This window comes from Turicimonas muris (assembly GCF_002221595.1).
GTDB lineage: Bacteria > Pseudomonadota > Gammaproteobacteria > Burkholderiales > Burkholderiaceae_F > Turicimonas > Turicimonas muris.
In genome coordinates this window covers 1-16,147 of record NZ_NHMP01000011.1, presented here as the reverse complement: position 1 = coordinate 16,147, position 16,147 = coordinate 1, and the positions used below count along the sequence as shown (strand labels likewise).

The 16,147-nt window shown below is 45.7% G+C and carries 14 protein-coding genes; 5 read left to right on the top strand and 9 right to left on the bottom strand.

Annotated features, from left to right (window positions below; genetic code table 11):
- Positions 1 to 660 (bottom strand): HdaA/DnaA family protein, encoded by a 660-nt coding sequence (locus ADH67_RS11940; RefSeq protein ID WP_066593692.1) that lies wholly within the window; start codon positions 658 to 660, stop codon positions 1 to 3.
- A gap of 207 nt (positions 661 to 867) precedes the next feature.
- Here ADH67_RS11940 and ADH67_RS11935 point away from each other — a divergent pair, with 207 nt between their 5' ends.
- The gene (locus ADH67_RS11935) at positions 868 to 1,308 is read left to right on the top strand and encodes a DsbC family protein (protein ID WP_066593694.1); all 441 of its coding nucleotides are present in this window, start codon (positions 868 to 870) and stop codon (positions 1,306 to 1,308) included.
- A gap of 92 nt (positions 1,309 to 1,400) precedes the next feature.
- Here the strand turns inward: ADH67_RS11935 and ADH67_RS11930 are convergent, their stop codons facing one another.
- The 8 genes from ADH67_RS11930 to ADH67_RS11895 are packed head-to-tail and all read right to left on the bottom strand — an operon-like array spanning position 1,401 to position 11,230.
- Complete coding sequence (locus tag ADH67_RS11930; RefSeq protein WP_066593696.1) at positions 1,401 to 2,468, bottom strand: 4Fe-4S binding protein; 1,068 nt, start codon at positions 2,466 to 2,468, stop codon at positions 1,401 to 1,403.
- Complete coding sequence (locus ADH67_RS11925) at positions 2,465 to 4,684, bottom strand: FAD-dependent oxidoreductase (protein WP_066593699.1); 2,220 nt, start codon at positions 4,682 to 4,684, stop codon at positions 2,465 to 2,467. Before ADH67_RS11925 ends, ADH67_RS11930 begins: the two co-directional genes overlap by 4 nt.
- Positions 4,671 to 5,315 (bottom strand): 4Fe-4S dicluster domain-containing protein, encoded by a 645-nt coding sequence (locus ADH67_RS11920; protein WP_066593706.1) that lies wholly within the window; start codon positions 5,313 to 5,315, stop codon positions 4,671 to 4,673. Before ADH67_RS11920 ends, ADH67_RS11925 begins: the two co-directional genes overlap by 14 nt.
- Before the next feature lie 7 nt (positions 5,316 to 5,322).
- Complete coding sequence (locus ADH67_RS11915; RefSeq protein WP_066593708.1) at positions 5,323 to 5,967, bottom strand: TorD/DmsD family molecular chaperone; 645 nt, start codon at positions 5,965 to 5,967, stop codon at positions 5,323 to 5,325.
- 30 nt (positions 5,968 to 5,997) lie between these two features.
- Entirely contained in the window at positions 5,998 to 6,822 is an 825-nt protein-coding gene (locus ADH67_RS11910; RefSeq protein ID WP_066593709.1) for a hypothetical protein, read from the bottom strand.
- A gap of 12 nt (positions 6,823 to 6,834) precedes the next feature.
- Entirely contained in the window at positions 6,835 to 7,428 is a 594-nt protein-coding gene (locus tag ADH67_RS11905; RefSeq protein WP_066593710.1) for a 4Fe-4S dicluster domain-containing protein, read from the bottom strand.
- Positions 7,428 to 10,130, bottom strand: coding sequence for a molybdopterin-containing oxidoreductase family protein (locus tag ADH67_RS11900; RefSeq protein ID WP_066593711.1), 2,703 nt, complete (start codon positions 10,128 to 10,130; stop codon positions 7,428 to 7,430). The genes ADH67_RS11905 and ADH67_RS11900 overlap by 1 nt, the downstream gene beginning before the upstream one ends.
- A gap of 47 nt (positions 10,131 to 10,177) precedes the next feature.
- Positions 10,178 to 11,230, bottom strand: coding sequence for a porin (locus ADH67_RS11895; RefSeq protein ID WP_066593713.1), 1,053 nt, complete (start codon positions 11,228 to 11,230; stop codon positions 10,178 to 10,180).
- A gap of 416 nt (positions 11,231 to 11,646) precedes the next feature.
- Between ADH67_RS11895 and ADH67_RS11890 the strand changes: the two genes are divergently transcribed.
- The 4 genes from ADH67_RS11890 to ADH67_RS11875 all read left to right on the top strand — a co-directional run bounded on the left by ADH67_RS11890 (position 11,647) and on the right by ADH67_RS11875 (position 15,907).
- On the top strand, positions 11,647 to 12,636 hold the full coding sequence (locus ADH67_RS11890; RefSeq protein WP_066593719.1) for a LysR family transcriptional regulator: 990 nt from the start codon (positions 11,647 to 11,649) through the stop codon (positions 12,634 to 12,636).
- A gap of 240 nt (positions 12,637 to 12,876) precedes the next feature.
- The gene (locus tag ADH67_RS11885; RefSeq protein WP_066593721.1) at positions 12,877 to 13,086 is read left to right on the top strand and encodes a hypothetical protein; all 210 of its coding nucleotides are present in this window, start codon (positions 12,877 to 12,879) and stop codon (positions 13,084 to 13,086) included.
- 104 nt (positions 13,087 to 13,190) lie between these two features.
- Positions 13,191 to 14,222: a phosphoribosylformylglycinamidine cyclo-ligase gene (gene purM, locus ADH67_RS11880; RefSeq protein WP_066593723.1), complete on the top strand. Its 1,032-nt coding sequence runs from the start codon at positions 13,191 to 13,193 to the stop codon at positions 14,220 to 14,222.
- 173 nt (positions 14,223 to 14,395) lie between these two features.
- Positions 14,396 to 15,907 carry an alanine/glycine:cation symporter family protein gene (locus tag ADH67_RS11875; RefSeq protein WP_066593726.1) on the top strand — a complete coding sequence of 504 codons (1,512 nt, stop codon included), beginning with the start codon at positions 14,396 to 14,398 and terminating at the stop codon, positions 15,905 to 15,907.
- Positions 15,908 to 16,147 lie beyond the last annotated feature (240 nt).

Genomic DNA, 16,147 nt, shown 5'->3' with positions numbered 1-16,147 from the left:
TTAGAAAGATTGATGTGTTTTAGCCAGCCATTCTTTAATTAAAGGAATGGTCAGACGTCTATTTTTTGACAGAGAGTAAGCGTCGAGTTCTTCGAGGAGACGCGACAAAGTCCGCATATCTCTAGGAAGATAGGCCGACATCCATTGCATCACTTCCGGGCTTAGCTCCAAACCCTTCGAGTGCGCCCTGTTGATAAATACCTGCTGTTTTTCTTCCTCAGACAAGGGAGCCAGTTCAACAACCGTCCCCCAGCCAAGACGGCTTGTAACGTCCACTCGCATCCCTCGAGAGCGAAGCGCAGAAGGACTTTTATCGCCCGCTACGATCAAGTGTGTCCCGGAATGTGCCCGCACTTGATTAGCAAGTTCAAATAAAGCGGCAAGCTCCTCTTCGCTCAGATCTTGAACATCGTCAACCACAAAGATTTTCTTTTCAGAGTCAAAAACTGGAACTGTCGGCCCGGGTTTCTCCAGTGTGGTAAGAAGGTGAGTCTTACCCGTCCCGGATTCTCCGAAAAGATAAACAATCTGCGGACCTCTGCCTTCTGAAAGCTCTTTGACGATGTTAAAAGCTTCGAAATTACTGCCCACAACAAAGGAATCCAGTGTTGGAACCGGCGCAGGAAAAAAGGAAAGAGGCAGCTGATCAGTTTTATCCAATTTCGACCTTTATAAACAGAGTTATGACAGCATTCTAGTCGTTATGAGCAACGCTACGAGATTATAAAGAACATTATTCTTTTCAAGAGTTTCGCAGAATTGGTTATGAGGTTTTTGCGTATTCTAGGACAGCTCAAAAGAGGGTAAAGGCAACCGTATTATTCAGCCAAGGGGGTACCATGGTGCGAACATTGTAAAGGAGCTTTTATGTTTATTTTCAATGAAACTCAGTGGCCTCTTGAGGACGCCATCAAAATTGTTAAAGGCAACGGCTCAGCAAAGATTGCCGTTTTTGAAGATCCGAACTGCAGGTTCTACCAAAGATACGATAGGGAGACTCTGAGCAAGATCAACAACGTAACTATCTATGTTTTCTTGGTGCCATTCCTTAGCGAAGACTCTATGGTTAAAGCTTGTTCCATTTGGAACAGTGTTGACCGTGCAAAAGCTTTTAATGCCTGGATGGTAGAAGGAGTTGAACCTACGGCCAATCCTACAGAACGTGCTGAAATGGTTATGAAACGCAACATTGATCTTATGGAAAGAGTCGGAATTCAGAGCGTCCCGGCAACATTTGTCGCTGACGGCCGCGGTCCGTTCGGCGGAATGCACGCAAGCTCATTAATGCACAAGATGATTCACCTTTAACTTTCAGCAAATACCGGTAAAGCAGCTAGCCTCATCATGAAGCATCGGCTGCTTTTCTTTTTTATTTGAAGTCGTTGTCTAACTGAAAAGTCCTAGCCTCTATATGTCGGACACGTAATCATACTTTTGAGCTTGTCTTCCCAAACATCTTCAAAGAGCCTCTCATTGATGCCTCTAGAAAGGATCGCCTTAGGAGCATTCTTCAGATATTCGGGAGTTATACCGGTTTCCTTAACCTTAATGGCTTCCTGGTAGCATACATCTGCACAAAGACCACAATTTGAACAAGCTTGGGGAAAAGCAACGAATACCATGCCTTCCTCAACTTTTTTGACTAACAACGCAGAAGTCGGGCACACTGACGCACAAAGCAAACATCCCGAGCAAAGTTCCTTGTCGATTACAGGTTCATAAAGAAAAGTCCGCTGATGAGGTTTTGAAGATTTTGCCCCCTCTTGGCGCGCTTTGCTTCTCTTATAAAGCAAAGGAACTGTTCTTCCTAACCTCTGCTGCTTCTCGGGAATCCTTCGCCAAGGATCATTTGTTATTTCTACGCTCTCTTCATGCTCTTTTGGTTCCTCGAGCTCTCCCCTTTTCAAAAGGTTCGTTAAGAAGTGCCTTTTCGAATAATCTACGTTCCATTCGTGCTCTTCATACGATATTGTTAATTTTTTGCCGAAAAGTTCAAAAAACTCATCCGCTTCTATCTTCTTCTCGTCAAGCCAAGATGCATTTCGACACGCTTGGCACTCCGAACACTTTCCGGTATGCAACTCAAGGGTTTCAACTCCGTGTCGAGAGGCTTGAGCCAAATGACTAACATCTATCCTCTGCAAACAATTTACAACGACATTTTCCTGCTGGCACTCAATTCTTTGGCATGAAATTTTGAGAGTTTTACCGCTAGTTTTTCTTCTGATCTCCTCTTCCAACTCTTTATCCGAGATGCCATTACTTAAATAGCAATCTTGAGGGCATACCGCTATACAGCTTTCGCAGCCGATGCACTTATGTGCGAGAAATCCTATTTGCCCTTCTGCAAGAACTAAGGCATCGCTCGGACAAACATCCAGGCATTTAGTGCAGCGGGAAGAGGCATGCCGTAATCGTAAACATCTGGAACGTATAAAGCTCACCGGGTTAAGAGAATTGCCTTTCATTTCTTTGCTTCCCCTAATCGAAGTGCGGAGATCACAGCCTGCGCCGCCTCCTTGCCGTCTTCAATGGCATTAGTCGCTAATCTTGAACCGGTTCTAAATTCCCCTGCCACAAAAATGTTCTTACCTGCCTCATAGTTGTCTTGAGAATTTTTCGAAATGAATTTTTCCAGCCATTCGGGATAAAGAACCCGGAAACCGTAGGCGCACACTATGCGGTCGACCACAAGTTCCCTCGTCTCCGGAGAACCGCCTCTCACATATTGGATGAGGAATTGGTCTTGCTTTCTTTGGATATCCAAAATTTGACACCGATCCAAAACTTCTACTTTTTCCTTTATTGCCAAAGCGAGATCTTTTTTCGAAGCTTTCAGGACATGAAGTTCTTTCCGTGCAATCATGAAGGTTCGGGACGCCCCTTGTCTCGCCGATGTCCTGGAACAGTCAACGGCAGTGTCGCCTCCTCCAAGCACGGCTACGCGTTTACCAACGAAATCTAACGGTTGCGTACCGGTTTCATGGAGTAAAAGTCGGTTAACTGAACCTAAGTAATCCATGGCCGGAATAATGTCTGCCGCTGCCAAATCAGAAAACTGCGGTATGACCGGGGCCGATGCACCTAAGGCAAAAATAACGGCATCGTAGTCTTTAGTTAGTGCAATGAAATTTTTTTCTTCTATCGGAACACCCAGCTTAAATCGGATGCCTTGTTTTTCATATAGTTTGCGTCTTTTGGCAAGAGACTCCTTCTCCAATTTGAAAAAAGGAATTCCATAAGTAAGCAAGCCGCCTATCTCGTGCTCCTTGTCGAAAACCGTCGTATGTACTCCAAAAGAGCAAAGAACATCTGCCGCAGCCAACCCGGCAGGACCGGCGCCAATGATCGCAACCGTCTTTCGTTTCAATTCTCGGGGTTTGGTTACCGAAGCTCTTCTCCAGTTCTTCTTTAGACCCAAATCGCCGCCTAAACTAGTCAAGCGTCCGATTTGAATGGCTCCGCCGTATTCTCTTAAAGGACAAACCGACTCGCATAATTGATCTTGAGGACAAATTCTTCCGCATACTTCCGGCATACTCCCCGAAGCATTTAAAAGCTTAACCGCTTCTTGAGTTCTGCCCTCGGAAAGAAGCCGTATGTAGTCTCTCAAAGGATTCTTCTGCGGACATTTCTCCTCACATGCTCCGCACTGGATACATCTGGAAGCCTCGGCAATGGCTTCTTTTTCCGAAAAAGGAGCAGTTTGATCTAAAACTTGAACCTTTTCTTCCGATGCTATCGATGGTGTTAAAGCTTTTTCTTGAGAGAGAGAATCTTCTGAAGTCTTTCTTGAGAAAAGTGGAAAGTGTATGGCATGCGCAGGACAAGCATCTGCACATTTCCCGCATTTAATACACCGTGACAATTCACGCGATGACGGATTATACAGAAGCTGAATTCCTTCAGGGCACGCGATTGAACAACGGTTGCAATTAAGGCCGCCTTTTAGCTTGTAACACCCGGAACTAACTTTAGGACGAAAACTACGGTTAAAAATCGAGACAAGAGAAATTAGAGCTCCTATCGGACAAAATTGATGGCACCATTTTCTTAGAAAGAAAATTTCCAGAAACAAAAAGGCAAGAATCAAAAGCAGTGTCCAAGAAGCACTTCCGGTGTAAAAAAAGGACCAAACACCCAAAATAACGCCGAATGTAAGACCCACCGGACAAATGAGACAGAAAACAGGAAAACCGAAGACAAGTGCACTGCCTAGCGCAGCAAATAAAACGTAAAAAGGCCCCTTAGGAATAGAACGATCTGTGATTTTTGCGGAAGAAAAAGCCGCCTTTTCTTCCTGCACATCCGCAACTGCGAAGTCTGCCCTTTTTCCTTCTAAGTCAGGTTCGGACTCCTTAGCGCCTTTGGGATAATCTTTTGAGGTTCTTTTCTCCTCCGCACCAAGGACTGAGCGCAAAAGCGGCACAGGGCACATCCAGCCGCAGAACGCTCTTCCGACTATAACCGCAACAACTATAAAAAAGAGGAATGCAAAGAAAACCGAGGGCACAAAAGTTTTAGAGGCTAGAAAAGTCTCTAAGGCCCCGAGAGGACAAATCGCCGCTATCTTGTCAAAGCCAAAAGATGAAACAGTTCCAAGTCCAAGATTAAAAATTAGTCCGCCGGCGACTATCACCAAAAACAGTAATGCTACGGCTGCTCGATATTTACTTGTTCTCATGTGATTCCTCCGTGAATGGACCCTGAATGCTGACGCCTCTCTCAGTGGCATCTCCGAAAGATTGAAGGATCAAAGCCGGACAGACCAAAAAACACTTACCGCATCCGTTGCATTTATCTTCATTTATGGAGAGACGATGAGTCTCACTAATTTCGATGGCGTCGTACGGACATTCTTCATAGCATTTAGTGCAGGCACCTGTTCTAAGAGAAATGCAGTGGGAATTTAATACTGCGGTCCCAATTCTGAAAGTATCCCCTTCGTACGGTTGAAGAGCACCGGTCGGGCACACATCAATACATTTATTGCAAAAGTCACAGCTTCCTAAATGGAAGTCCATCTTCGGGGCTCGAACTGCAAAAATCCCGTCAGATAAGCTTGCCGGCTGAATAATGCCTTGCGGACAAATGCTCATGCACCGGCCGCACCGAAGACACTGGGTAAAGAAGTCCTTCTTAGATTTATGCCCGGGAGGAAGCAAAATGTCTTGTTCTTTCGAAGCTGCCTTTTCGACAGCTCCCAAAGAAAATAACAAACCAAAAGACACTCCGGCGGTCAGAAGTCCCCGCCTATCAATGCAAAAAGTACTCTTTTGTGCCTTATTTTTGCTGTCTTGGGTTTTGGCCTGCATGTCGTCCTCAATTGTCGTTTAAGAAGAACTCCTTTTCCATCTCTAAAAAGCCTTCGGTCACTAAGGCTACGCCTTTATAAAAATCTGTTGCAGGTACACCCTGAATGTCTTTTAAGAAATCCGGAGTCCAATTAAGCAAATGCTTTACTAAAAATGACTGCTGCAAATCAAAGTTAGCTGACAGCTCCGTTTCTTTTCCTTCAGCGGCAAGTTGAGCTGCCTGGGCACAAAGATGCCCCATAAATTCAAGTTCCAAACCGATATGGTCTTCATAGAGGTCTGCATCTATTTTTTCAACGCCGTTAGAGCGGTAAATTCGTAAAACTTGCTCATAGGCATCCTGCATGACCAGACGATCCTTGGATGTATAGACGGACTCAAAAGGAAAAGCTACAAGGCCTTCAGCAATGCCTGCTCCTAAAAAAACTCTTGCATAATCGACGGCCAAGTCATCAAGCAAATTGGAACTGTCTGCGACGACCGATTTCATCTTCTTAAAGCCGTCCTTGACCTTAGCTGACGGAACTTCAGAAAAATCCAGCACTCTCAGCTGTCCCACCAATTCTTCATCAGCTTCCTTCCTGAATAATCTGCCTAAAAGTTTGTATACGGCAGCTCGTGAATTCATAACTTCTGAAAATTTTTCGTCCATGATTGTTCCTTTTTTGTAATAGTTCTTCGGCTATCTCTTAAAAAATTGCCATGACGCTGTGCCAATTACAAGCAAGATTGTCTGGAAGGATGCGGATCCAATAACCGCCGCCAGCAAACCCGCAGCATTGCGGAAAGGAATCTTTCCTAATTTCCTGCAAGCCAACACTGCCGGAACCATTAAGCCTATAACTACGACACCGCACCAAAAAACGACTGCCGGTTCTCCCGTGAGGACTGAAAGCGCCGCTTCTTTTCCGTCGTTAGAACTCGAATACATAATCTGCATTAAATAGCCGCCGAGACAAAGCGCTCCCACCAAACTGAAAATCAGTGCCGGATTGCCTGATTGGAATTCCTTATCAATTGCCCTCTCTGCTGCCGCATAAGCAAAGGCGGCCGCCTCAAGAGCAAAAATAAAAAACAAGGGAACCACTAGCCAGCTGTTTAAAGTTTCGCGCCAGGGCATCACAAAGCTCCGGCCGACTCCAAACAGCAGACATACAGCGCCTGCCGCAGCAAAAACCGCAAAGAATTTCAGAATTGTCTCTGACGAATCTCTCCAAAATGCGATCAACCAGCAAACGGCACCGAAACAGAGCAGAAGAGTGCCGATCAATTCAAAAAAGATACCTGTCCCCGGGTGAGCCAGTGCGCCTAGAAACATCTCGGGTCTGCCGAGACTGACAAGACCCATTGCACCGGCCGCGGTTATCAGCAGAAGAGCTCCTCCGAATTGAAGGGCACCGATTGTTTCCGTCCGGCCCTTCAACTGGAGAAAAGATGCTGAAAAAACCAAACCCGAGCTCAGACAGGCTAATGCTGCAAAACAAATAAGAATTAAATCCATGCCCATCTGAGCTTCTCCTTACAACATCTTCGGAGGTTTCACCTGCCATTCGCCCGTCTTCTTATGAAGAATGTAGCGAACCGTCGGTTTGTTGCCGACATCAGGCATCGAGTGAACGTTTTCGGGTCCGGCAGCCGCAATCGCCTTGGAAACATCGCTTTCAGGATCGTCGATATCTCCGAAGAATCGTGCACCGGCGCAGCAGGCTTTAACACATGCCGGTTTTTCATCGACCTCTTGCAAGTGGCGGCAAAGTGTGCACTTCTCAACTACTTTGCTTTCCGGATTAAATGAACGAGCGCCGTAAGGACATGCTGCGATACACATCTTGCAGCCGATGCACTTCTCTTTGTTTACCAGAATCTGTCCGTCTTCCGTCTTGTAAGTAGCTCCTGTCGGACACACTTTCAAGCAAGGAGCGTCCTTACAGTTTTGACAGACGGTAGGAAGAAAATACTGGTGGATATCCGGATATTTTCCAACAGGTCCGATGGTTAAGACTTTATTGTAGTAAACACCCATCGGAACGTTATTTTCTAATTTACATGCGGCTTCGCATGCATAACATCCAATGCAGCGATCCAAATCAATAACTAAAGTTTTCTGTGCCATTATTTTTTACTCCCATGCTCAGGGTAGGTGGGGACTGAGGTTTCTGAAACATTGTTGGAAGGCATCCAAACTTTGAAATCTTCCGGTTTGCTCCAAACGCCGTCCGGGCCTTTATCGGCTTTAGAAATCTTCACCTGGAATCCTCTCAAGGTATAAGTACCGACTACATCGTTGAAAGGAGGTGTGTTTTTGGTCAACACGTTTACATTCATTTCCTTCCAGCCTCTTGTCGGCGTATTGAGTGTTTCTGGATTCCAGAATCTTTCCTGATAAACAATTCCTTCCGGAATACCTTCGGTTACGCGGCATTTAGCTCTAATCTTGCCTCTGTCGTTTTCGACCCAGGTCCAATCGCCTTGTGCGACGCCATACTTCTTAGCGTCTGCCGGGTTGACCCAGATTTCAGGCAGAGGATAGATTTCTCTGGAAATCGGATTGTTTCTGAGCGTACCGTGGTGATACATAGGAAGACGGCCATTGGTCATCACCAAAGGATACTTCTTGGCGATTTTACGATTAGGACTTTCAGAGGGCTCCATGTAGAACGGAAGCGGAGAGTAATCTTTAGATGCTGCGGGCAGCGGCTTCTTCACATACGGCATTCCCGTGCGTCCTAAATTAATGAAGACCTCGCCGTACAATTCCAACTTCTTAGACGGAGTATGGAAGCCTAACGGAAGATTTGTTTTCGGATTGATCTTCTTGTAGACGTAGTACTGTGCCCATTTTTCCATCGGCATGTACTGGATCGGGTTCTTTCCTTCTTTGACTTCTTTCCAGGTTACGTTATGACGCTTGAGCTTCGCATCAAGAAGTTCTTCCATTGTCTTCCACAGAGGCAGTTCTGCACCCATGAATTCAGGATCTAATGCTTTCTGACAGCCCTCATGTCCCAATTCTGCGCAGCGGCGCAAGATCCAAGACCAGATTAAGGTTTCATCAACGGTTTCATAGGTATGAGTAACGGCTTGACGGGCAAAAACGTAGTTCATGCAGTCAATCAGCATATTGGTTTCAAGCCACTCAGTTGTCGGCAGAAGCATGTCTGCATAAGTGGAGAAGGAAGTCGGGTACATGTACATATGAACCACAAAATCCAACTTCTTGATAGCTGGTTCCCAAGAAGAAGCGTTGCCGAGAACATTGAACTTATTGCCTGATCTTTCGAGCCAGACTTTAAGCGGATAAGGCTTTTCAGTTAAGATGGCATTCAAAATTGCTGTCGGGGATGCGGCATCCCACTGAAGCAGACCTTTAAACTCGGTACCGCCGAGTCTCTTCAAAAGCTGTTCGTGAGGCAAGCAATGCTGAGCTCTAGGAGCCAAGGAACCTGCCGGTGCTGTTCCTCCGGACGGGAAACGCTGCATCATAGTTCCGGGTTTCTCAACATAACCCATTAAACCGTTCAAAATTACAGAACCCATAGCCGCTTCGACTGAGTTCGGGAACTGATCGGTTGCCACACCTAATGCAATACCAGAAGGGCCGTCTGCAAAAATCTTTATTGCTTCTACGATCTTTTCCGGAACAAGCCAGCAAATTTCGGCTGCCTTCTCAATTGTGTAGGGGGCTGCCTGTTCTTTCAGCAATGTGAAGCCAGTCTTGTATTGCTGTCCCTTATATTCAAAAGTTCCTTCTAAGGCCGGGGATAAGTTGTCGTCCCATGGATACGGCATGACTTTCGGGCTTCCGGTCTTAGTATCCCAAACCACGTAGTCCTTAGGATTTCCTCCTTCAACGATCTCATTAGGACGCAAGAACATTTTTGTCTTTGTATTGACCAGATAAGGCAAGTTGGTCCAATGCATCACGAAATCTTGGTCGTACAGCTTGTGCTCGATGATGTAATTGATCCAAGTTAACATCAAGGCCACATCGGTTCCCGGACGAATCGGCAGCCAAACATCGGCCTTCGCCGCATCCGGTGTAAAGCGAGGATCGATGGACACCGATTTGACTCCGCGGGCACGCAGTTCAGCCAAAGCTCTTCCGCCTCCGGCCGGGCAGCTGTAAGACGGATCAGTCCCCCAGCAAACGAAAGATTTCATCGGAGTGTTGGGAACGTAAATTTCTAATGCACTCTCATCTGCGATGGAGGTGGAGGGACCGCCGTACATGATTCCATAAGCCAAAGTACGCGGAAGGTAGCACTGTGCACAGCCCGGTTCATACCAGTTGGGTGTGCCGAAGATATTGCAGAAACGAGCGATGCTTCGGAAGGCCGGATTTCCGCCACCCCCGGTGGAACAGAAGACGCTTTCTGCACCGTATTTTTCACGTGTTTCCATGAGTTTCTTGGCAATGGTGTCGATCGCTTCATCCCAAGAAATTCTCTTCCACTTGTTTTCGCCTCTTTCTCCGACTCGAATCATCGGATACTTGTTGCGGTTCGGATGATACAAAGCATTAAGACCGGACAGCCCTTTTGCACACATGGAGCCCTTGGTCATCGGATATTCCGGATTGCCTTCAAGTTTGACGACTCTGCCGTTTCTAACGTGAGCTAGGACACCGCAATTGAAAATACAGGCTCTACAGTTTGTCTTAATAATCTTGGTTTCATCCTGTTCTGCATTTTTAATTTGAACAGGAGCAGCCTTAGCTTCTTTCAACCCGGAAGACAATGCTCCCAAGGAAAGTACAGCTGAAGAAAAAGCGGCGACTTTATTAAAACTTCTTCTGGTTAATTTTGATAATTCCATTGAAATCTCCAAATTAGCTAACTTGTAAAAACAAGTTCAGAGATGAATTAGAAGAAATGGTGCATGCCGGCATACACCTGCCATGCGTTGTAGATATTCCCGTCATTGGCATAACCATATTCTTTCCAGCCTTTTCCGGATCCTGCGTACCCGGCGGAAGCTTTAAGAACCGTTCTCTTAGAGAGCGGATATTCGTAGGCAACGCCTGTTTGCCAATGATTTACTTTGTCGGTGCCGACAGTAATTCTTTCGTCTTTGCCGAACATATAGGCGGCAGCAACTTTGAAACGTCCTCCGGCATAAGGAACAATCGCGGAAAGGCCGAATTTATGAGCTTTAAGGTTCTTGTCTTGAGTGACAAAACGATAAGTAAACATCGGAGTCCAGCTTCCGGTGTTGTATTCGATGCCATAATTCAGGGCGTATTTAGCTTGGACAGCCGGATCTACTGATTTGTCTTTTGACTCAACTTCAAATATCAACGAGGATTTCACTGCGCCTTTTGCATACTTCACACCGGCGCCGTAATAATGCCAATTGTCTGACCATTTGTTGGTGTCGTCTTTAATACCATTTGAATACATCAAGCCGATTGTCCAACCATTGAGATTAGGAGAGCGGTAAATGATGTTGTTATTGGTACGGAGGAAATTATTCATGCAGTTATCCCAACCGATAAGGCCGTAACCGTTCATAAATGCGTATCCAGTCTGCATATCGTAGGTACCGAGCCCGGAACCTAAAGTTGCTGCACGTCCGAAAGCCAAACGGCCTAAGCTTTCGCTTTGAATCCAAAGGACGGTTTCACGAGTGAATGCATTAGCTCCATAAGTGGTATTAGCCGTGGCACCTGTATCCGGTGAAAAACCTTGTTCGAGCGTAAATCCTACGCTGTAGCCGTTTCCTAAATCTTCTTGTCCGCGAAGACCCCAGCGAGATCCTAAGTCAAAAGCGCTTTTAAGCTGGACCGTTGTATCTTGATGTTTTGGTTTTTGTACCAATACGCCCTCTTCAATGATGCCGTAGAGAGTAACGTTTGTGGTGCAGAAAGCAGCCGAACCGGCAGCAAAACCTGCAAGGGCGAGAAGGATCTTTTTCATTTTTTCTCCTAAGAAATTGATGCCAATTCGTGCTGTAGAATAAAAATTAGCTGCCGATAAGCACGAACCGGCTGATTTAGAGCAAGGTTTCCTTATTCACAGTACGTCCTGGTAAAACTAACTGTGTTGAAAAATCGGCGGCTTTTTATTTGATCTTTAACGGAAAGAGAGCGCTTCCTACAGCTTCAATCTCTTACTTGGGATGAGAAGTAGTTTTTTCATTTTTGGGGACTCTTTTTTGTTTGGGGTGCTTGTATTTTTTCAAAAACGACTTTTTCTGAAATCGTATTTTTGAAAAGAAGTTTGTCGAAATCACAAACTAGTGAGATAATTATTTTTAATCTTTTAATTCAAATAGTTAAAACCACTATTTACGAGAAAAAGAAACTAAGTACAAACCCTCTAAAGGTTTTTCCATGAATATTTCACAAAATCTTGAAGCTTGGGAAGCTCTTGTATTAACTGCTAAAACGGGAAATGTCTCGAAAACCGCCCTGCTGCTGGATATGGACATTCCTAAGGTATCCAGATTGATCTCTTCTTTGGAAAAAGAACTTGGCTACGAATTACTGGATAAAAGCAAACGCCCTTTCAAGCCCACAAAGAAATGTGAAATTATTGTTTCTCTTGCTGAGCCGATCCTCAAAAGCTTCCGCCAGATGCTGGATTTTTCAAGAGGGGTTGCGCCTAAATGTTTAATCCGCATCGGTTCTCCAATTGAGATCATGCAAGAGTTCTATTCTCAGAAACTCTTGGCATACTCGAGGACGCATCCTACGGTCAGCTTTGAAGTCGTTCCTGAAGCCGGGCCTGACGCCCTGATGAATGACGAAGCAGATATACTTGTTGTAAATAAAAAATTAACTGATGAAACAAATTTTGTAGTCCGCCCCTTCATGCAAACCTCAACTCCGGTCCTTTGCTCCCCGGAGTACTTAAGGCGTTACGGCCTTCCCCGCACTGTGGACAATCTCAAGAAACACACGGGATTGCTTCTTAAAACCAAAACTCATCTTCTCACCCGATTCCTTTATAAAGGTTCGCAGCAATCTAATCTTCTGCAATGGAAGACTTTGTTTCTCACTCACGATCAGCTCGCCATTAAAAGACTTCTTCTAAACCATCAAGGAATTACCACCGATTTGTATTTCGGACACTTACTAGAGGAAATTAAGAACGGAGATTTGGTACCCATTCTTCCCGGCTGGGAAAGATCTCCGTGGATTATGAGCCTCGTCACACGTCGAGATAGAGACCTTGAAAACAGCGAACTGAGAAAATTCGCAGATTGGTGGGCACAATCCGAAGCGGACTCTGCTTTGGACCGAGTGGTCAAAGGAAGAAGAATTATCGAACAGGCTCAGAGAAATGCTGCAGAGTTGTTTGAATCCTTACCTTTTTCGTAGCCTCGGGTTGTCGCAATTTTTCCGTTTCTCCACTTCTTTAAACAGCCGTTCAAAAAAGTCTTACAATTTGACGCCGATCCTTCGACGACGGCTCTCACGTCACACCATTTCTTGCTATTCAGTTCTCATTTCGAGAATTGTTGACGTGCAGGGCATTTGACTAAGAGTTTCTACCTAGATAAACTTCCCCTCCGCCTCTGGAGAGGTCGGCTTTTTTGACTATTACTTTAGGAGGCACCTATGTTTGAATCTTGCAGATGGAGCAAGCTCAGCAAAGAGCTGCGGAAGAGAAATGCTGAGGAACCGAAATTCTCGCGTGGGTTTTTCTCTTTATTGAGAAGAAATTTCGGCTCTACTCCAGCCACCATGATCTTTTTAGCCTCTGACAGTAACTTTTTGACTTACAAAGTCGATGAGTCTGTAAAGAACCTCACTTACTTGAAAGACTGAAAAGAATCCAGGCATTCGGAATCGGGGCTATCCGAGGAAAAGTTATTTTTCCTCGGATAGCTTGCTAGAATTGCTTAATCTTTTTAGCTTTTTTCTCAATTCCGATGACAAAACCATTATCTTATGCAGACTCCGGTGTTTCTATTGATGCCGGAGACGAACTGGTTGAAAGAATCAAACCTTTAGCCAAGAAGACTTTAATCCCCGGAGTACTCGGCTCTATCGGCGGATTCGGCGCTATGTTTGAAGTCTCAAAGGATTACAAGGAACCCGTCCTTGTGACCGGCACAGACGGCGTCGGTACAAAGCTTAAGCTTGCCTTCCTTCTCAATAAACATGACTCTGTCGGTCAGGATTTGGTCGGCATGAGCGTCAATGACATCCTCGTTCAGGGTGCCAAACCTTTATTCTTCCTTGACTACTTTGCCTGCGGTCACCTCGATGTCGACGTAGCAGAAAAAGTAGTCGGCGGTGTTGCCCGCGGCTGTGAACTTGCCGGTTGTGCTTTAATCGGCGGTGAAACAGCGGAAATGCCGGGAATGTATCCGGAAGGCGAATATGACTTGGCTGGTTTTGCTGTCGGCGTAGTCGATAAAGCAAATATCATCGACGGAAAATCTATTGTTCCGGGCGACGTGGTTCTTGGTTTAACTTCCAGCGGCCCTCACTCCAACGGTTTCTCTCTTATCCGTAAAGTCATTGAAGTCAGCGGTGCTTCTTGGGAAGAAAAAATCGGAGATAAGACTCTTGCCGATGCCGTCATGGAACCGACAAGAATTTATGTCAAACCGGTTCTTTCCGTTATGGAAAAAGTGGAAATTAAAGGAATGGCCCACATTACCGGAGGCGGTTTGTTGGAAAACGTTCCCAGAATTCTTCCTGACAATACACAGGCAGTTGTCAAAGCCGGTTCATGGCCGCGCCCGGAAATCTTCAATTGGCTTCAAGAAAAAGGCAATATCGAGGATCATGAAATGTACCGCGTATTCAATAACGGTATCGGTATGGCCGTTATTGTTGCGGCTGACAAAGCCGAAGAAGCTATGAAGCTGTTCCGCGAGGCCGGTGAAACCGTGTACCGTATCGGTGAAATTGAGGCTCGTCCTGAAGGAGCCCCGGGCTGCGTAGTTAAATAAACCGGTCCTAACTAACTACCGAGCGAGGCTTTGTCCTCGCTCTTTTTCTTGGAAACTCGTCAGCCTCAGTACTTTCCTTTTTGCAACAAAAAAAGTATTTCAATTTGTGACACGCCCTTTTCATTTGTTGTAATTTTTATGTCATAGATTAACAACCTTGCAAAGGGGAAAAAATGGAATCGATTGTCAACACCGTAAATGCCTGGGTTTGGTCCCCGGCTTTGGTGTATTTATGTTTGGGTGCAGGGTTGTTCTTGTCCTTAAAAGGCGGCTTCCTGCAGCTTCGCCACTTAAAACATATGTGGCAGCTCTTGTTTCAACCTAAAGACACCGTCACCGGCGTCTCTTCTTTCCAGGCTCTGTCCATGACACTTGCGGGCCGTGTAGGTACCGGCAACATTGCCGGTGTTGCTACGGCAATTACCTTCGGAGGTCCGGGCGCTGTTTTCTGGATGTGGATGGTTGCCTTCTTAGGCGCTAGCTCCTCCTTTGTAGAATCCACCCTCGGTCAAATCTACAAGGAAAAAATTAACGGTGAATACCGTGGAGGTCCCGCCTTCTATATCGAACGCGGTCTCGGCGTTAAGTGGTTTGCTTGGTTATTTGCTATCGTCACCATCTTCGCCTGCGGCCTTTTCCTTCCAGGCGTTCAATCCAACGCAATTGCCGTCAGTATGGAAAACGCTTTCGGCATTACTCCGGCAATTTCCGCTGCTGTCGTTGCAGCACTCCTTAGCTTCATTATCTTCGGCGGTGTAAAACGCATTGCCGCCTTCACTGCCCTGGTTGTTCCTTTCATGGCTCAAGCCTATGTGATTGTGGCGTTGGTTATTGTCTTCATGCATGTGGATATGCTTGCAGACATCCTGAAACTTATCGTCAGCAGTGCTTTCGGCATGGATGCAGGTTTCGGTGCCATCCTCGGTATGGCCGTCTCCTGGGGTGTCAAGCGTGGCATCTATTCTAATGAAGCCGGTCAGGGCACAGGTCCTCACGCATCTAGTGCAGCCTCTGTGAGCCATCCCGTTAAACAAGGTTTAGTTCAGGCCTTCTCCGTTTACGTAGATACATTGCTTGTCTGCTCTGCAACCGCTTTCATGATTTTGATTACCGGAAGCTACAACGTAGTCGGCCCGGACAATAATCATATTTTCGAGGGTTTAAAAAACGTAGCGACCGGACCTGCCTACACTCAAGCTGCCGTTGAAAGCTTAATGCCGGGCTTTGGACAGGCTTTCGTTGCTATCGCTTTGTTCTTCTTTGCCTTCACTACAATCTTGGCTTACTTCTATATCGCAGAAACAAACGTTGCATATTTAAACAGAAAGCTCAAGATGCCGACCCTCTACTTCCTTCTTAAGTTCTTATTCTTGTGCGCTACGGTTTTCGGCGCTATCAAGACTGCAGAACTGGCATGGGCAATCGGCGATATCGGTGTAGGTTTAATGGCTTGGCTTAACGTCATTGCTATTCTTCTTATGCACAAGCAAGCTTTTGTCAGTCTCAAGGATTACGAAAAACAAAAGTCAATTGGTTTAGACCCTGTTTTCCATCCGGAAGCTTTAGGCATTAAAAATGCCACTTATTGGACCGGAGGCAGAGCCGAAGAAATCCGCGATAGAGAAAGAAGAAAACTCGAACAAGGTTCGCGCGAAGACCTGGAAGGCAACGTGTTAAACGTTTAATTCTTCTGCTCAAGAAAGCGGCCGCATAAGCGGTCGTTTTCTTTTCGATGGCCGTCCAATCAAAGATTTGACGTTTGTTTGGCTTTGACCTTGCTTGTATACTTAGTCTTATTCCCGTCTTTAGCCATGTAAATTCTTCTCCAACCCTTGTGAATGCTTAATTGTTCCCACTTTTTATAGAAGACAAATTTAACTTATATTTGATTTATATTATACTTAGTTTTTACTTTTGTGGTATAA

Bases quoted from the DNA above. Each gene is read 5' to 3' on its own strand.
- ADH67_RS11925 (WP_066593699.1), bottom strand. From the start codon at position 4,684: ATGAGAACAAGTAAATATCGAGCAGCCGTAGCATTACTGTTTTTGGTG.
- ADH67_RS11915 (WP_066593708.1), bottom strand. From the start codon at position 5,967: ATGGACGAAAAATTTTCAGAAGTTATGAATTCACGAGCTGCCGTATAC.
- ADH67_RS11885 (WP_066593721.1), top strand. From the start codon at position 12,877: ATGTTTGAATCTTGCAGATGGAGCAAGCTCAGCAAAGAGCTGCGGAAG.
- ADH67_RS11910 (WP_066593709.1), bottom strand. From the start codon at position 6,822: ATGGGCATGGATTTAATTCTTATTTGTTTTGCAGCATTAGCCTGTCTG.
- ADH67_RS11905 (WP_066593710.1), bottom strand. From the start codon at position 7,428: ATGGCACAGAAAACTTTAGTTATTGATTTGGATCGCTGCATTGGATGT.
- ADH67_RS11895 (WP_066593713.1), bottom strand. From the start codon at position 11,230: ATGAAAAAGATCCTTCTCGCCCTTGCAGGTTTTGCTGCCGGTTCGGCT.
- ADH67_RS11930 (WP_066593696.1), bottom strand. From the start codon at position 2,468: ATGAAAGGCAATTCTCTTAACCCGGTGAGCTTTATACGTTCCAGATGT.
- ADH67_RS11875 (WP_066593726.1), top strand. From the start codon at position 14,396: ATGGAATCGATTGTCAACACCGTAAATGCCTGGGTTTGGTCCCCGGCT.
- ADH67_RS11900 (WP_066593711.1), bottom strand. From the start codon at position 10,130: ATGGAATTATCAAAATTAACCAGAAGAAGTTTTAATAAAGTCGCCGCT.
- ADH67_RS11920 (WP_066593706.1), bottom strand. From the start codon at position 5,315: ATGCAGGCCAAAACCCAAGACAGCAAAAATAAGGCACAAAAGAGTACT.
- ADH67_RS11935 (WP_066593694.1), top strand. From the start codon at position 868: ATGTTTATTTTCAATGAAACTCAGTGGCCTCTTGAGGACGCCATCAAA.
- ADH67_RS11890 (WP_066593719.1), top strand. From the start codon at position 11,647: ATGAATATTTCACAAAATCTTGAAGCTTGGGAAGCTCTTGTATTAACT.
- purM (WP_066593723.1), top strand. From the start codon at position 13,191: ATGACAAAACCATTATCTTATGCAGACTCCGGTGTTTCTATTGATGCC.